The 3,497-nt window shown below is 69.3% G+C and carries 1 protein-coding gene; it reads right to left on the bottom strand.

The features are described from left to right. Nucleotides 1–3,446: amino acid adenylation domain-containing protein (locus ACFC1X_RS40620; RefSeq protein ID WP_376364766.1), on the bottom strand; the 3,446-nt coding region annotated here is incomplete at its 3' end. Between the last annotated feature and the right edge of the window lie 51 nt (nucleotides 3,447–3,497).

The following is a 3,497-nucleotide window of genomic DNA, read 5'->3' as shown; positions in this document are numbered from 1 at the left end:
GGCCCCGCATCCCCCACCATCAACTCCACCCGCTCCGCCGGATACGACGGATCAAGCGGCAAATACGCACCCCCCGCCTTCCACACACCCAACAACGCCACCACCAAATCAACCGACCGCTCCAACATCACCCCCACCACCGACTCCAACCCCACCCCACGCCCCCTCAACACACCCGCCAACCGCGAAGCACGCTCATCCAACTCGACGTAAGTCAGGCTCTCCTCCCCACACACCACCGCCACCGCACCCGGATCCCGCGCCACCTGCCGCTCGAACAGGTCCACCACCGTCTCCTCGGGCACCACGCGGTCGGTGTCGTTCCACTCCGCCAACACCCGCTCACGACCCGACGGCGCAAGCACCTCCACCGCACGCAACGGCGTCCGTGGCGCTTCCTCCAGGGACGTGACCAGGCCCTCGACCGCCATCTGCATCAATTCACATACGAGCTCCGGGTCGCCGGGCGCGACCACACCGGCCGTCAGCCCGAATCCAATCCCCAGATCATCGACCGAGACCGCCAACGGATAGTTCGTACGGTCCTCACCCAGCAGCACCCTCATGCCGGCCACCCCACCCGGCCGTGTCTCGCCGGGCTGCGCCGCGTCCGACCGCACTCGGTCGCTGTGGCGGTAGTTGAACAGCGCCGTGAACAACGGGACGGACGTCGGGACGTCGCTGGCCGCCTGGGCCAGGGCGAGGGGCGCGTGCTCGTGCACCAGCAGGCCGGCCAGCTGGGCCTGCATCGCCCGCACCGCACCCACCACATCCGTATCCGCGACGTCCACCCGCACCGGCAGCGTGTTCATGAAGGGCCCCGGGATCCGCTCAGCACCCACCCCGGCATTCATCCGGCCCAGCAACACAGTCCCGAACACCACGTCCGACCGCCCGGCCAGTACGGCCAGCACCCGCGCCCACGCCACATGGAACAACGTCGCCGGACTCACCCCAAGTCCACGCGCCCGCTCCCGCACCCTCTCCGCCAAGGAGTCGTCAACCATCACGCGTGCCTGCTGGGCGCCGGTGCCGTCACCGCGGGCGTCGGCCAGGCCGAACGGCAGCGTCGGCTCCGTCACGTCCCTCAGCAGCTGGCCGAAGTACTCCTCGTGCTCCGCGCGGGACACGCCCAGCCGCGCCTGGGCCACGAAGTCACGGAAGGGCAGCGGCACCGGCAGGGTGTCCCCGCGCCCGGTCATGAGGGCCGCGACCTCACCCAGTACCACCTCAGACGCCGTGTGGTCCTGCAGCAGATGGTGCACCTGCACCAACGCCACCCACCGCTCGCTGCCCGGCTCCGCCGCCACGTACACCCGCAGCAGCGGCGCCCGTCGGACATCCATCCACCGGCCGGCGATCGCGATCAGCTCCGCCGCCGGGTTCCCGCCGTCCGTCAGCGTCGCCTCTGTCACCGGAACGACGGCGCGCCGCCGCACCACCTGCACCGGCTCGGGCAGCCCTTCCCACATCACGCCGGTGCGGTAGATGTCGTGCCGGTCCACCACCTGCTGCAAGGCAGCCAGGAACCCGTCCAGCCGCTCACGGCCGTCAAAGCCCATGGCGAGAGAGCGGAGGTACGGATCCGCCTCCCCCGGATCGGCGAGCAGGTGGTGGAAGAAGATGCCCTCCTGCAACGGCGCCAGCGGATACACGTCCGCCACGTTGCCCGCTCCACCGTCGACCGCCGCACACACCAACTCCACCTGCGCGGCCGTGAGCTCCACCAACGGCAGCATCTCGGGCGTGATGACCTCGGCGCCATCCGGAATGCCGTTCGGCGGCACCTCCACAACCGGTCCGTTGCCGGCCTCGACCAACCCGGCCGGTGTGGGTGTCTCGAAGAGGGCCCGCACCGAGATCCCCAGTCCCCATTCGCGCAGCCGCGACACCAACGACACCGCGAGCAGCGAGTGGCCACCCAGTTCGAAGAAGTTGTCCTCGACCCCGATCTGCTCCAGGCCCAGCACCTCGGCGAAGACCGCACACACGACTTCCTCGACCACCGAGGCCGGCCCGCGTCCCTTGCCACCCGCGATCCCGTAATCGGGAGCAGGCAGAGCCGCCCGGTCCAGCTTTCCGTTCACCATCAACGGCAACTCGTCCAGCATCAACACCGCGGACGGCACCATGTACTCCGGCAGCCTCTGCCCCATATAGGCGCGCAGCTCAGCGGCCAGACCAGCGCCCACACCACCGCCGTCGTCGGCGACGACGTACGCCGTCAGCCGCTTGTCGCCGGAGGTGTCCTCACGGGCGATCACCACCACCTGGTCAACGTCCGGATGCGCGGCCAGTACGGTCTCGATCTCACCCGGCTCGATCCGGTACCCATGCACCTTCACCTGGTCGTCCGCCCGCCCGACGAACACCAGCTGCCCGTCGACCGTCCACCGGACCAAGTCACCCGTCCGGTACATCCGCTCACCCGGCCCGCCATACGGGCACGCCACGAACCGCTCCGCGGTCAGCCCAGGACGACCGAGATATCCGCGGGCCAACTGCACCCCCGCCACGTACAACTCACCCACCACGCCCGGCGCCACCGGGCGCAACCTTCCATCGAGGACGAATGTCGTCGTCGTCGCGAACGACCGCCCGATCGGAACCGAGCCCACACCCCCGTCGCCCTCACCCGCACCGATCTCGTAGTGCGCGCAACCGACCGTCGCCTCCGTCGGCCCGTAGTGGTTCACGACAGCCAGCCCCGGGTGCGCCTCGCGCCACCGCTCCACCAAGCCCCAGCTCAAGGCCTCTCCGCCCACCATCAGCTGGTCCGTCGGGACACACTCCTCCGGCAACGCCTCCAGCAAGGGCAGATGGCTGGGAGTCACCTTCAAGAAGCCCATACGACGCCCACCCAGCACCGCCGGCAGACCCTCATCCAGCCCGGACACAAACACACACCCACCGCTCACCAACCCACCGAACAGACCCGTCACACCCGCGTCGAATGACACCGACGCGTGCAGCAGACTGCTCTCCCGCACCCCCGGGTACGCCCGCACACACCAGGCCACGTAGTTGGCCAGCGCCCCATGCGACACCACCACGCCCTTCGGCCGCCCCGTCGATCCCGACGTATAAATCACATACGCCGCATGCCCCGACTCGACCCGCACCGGCTCCACCAGCTCACCGGCCGCCACCGCCTCATCCACCACCACCCCGAGGCCCTCCGGCAGTCGCCCGATCAGCCCGTCACTGGTCACCACACAGACCGGGCTCGCGTCCTCCAACATCATCGCCACGCGATCCGCGGGATACTCCGGATCGATCGGCAGGTACGCACCGCCGACCTTCCACACCGCCAACAACGCCACCACCACATCCACCGACCGCTCCAACATCACCCCCACCACAGACTCCAACCCCACCCCACGCCCCCTCAACACACCCGCCAACCGAGACGCCCGCTCATCCAACTCCCCATACGACAACTCCACCCGCACATCCACCACCGCCACCGCACCCGGATCCCGCACCACCCGCTCAGC

It is taken from the genome of Streptomyces sp. NPDC056128, assembly GCF_042263835.1.
Taxonomy (GTDB): Bacteria; Actinomycetota; Actinomycetes; order Streptomycetales; family Streptomycetaceae; genus Streptomyces.
This window is presented reverse-complemented; position numbering and strand designations above follow the sequence as displayed.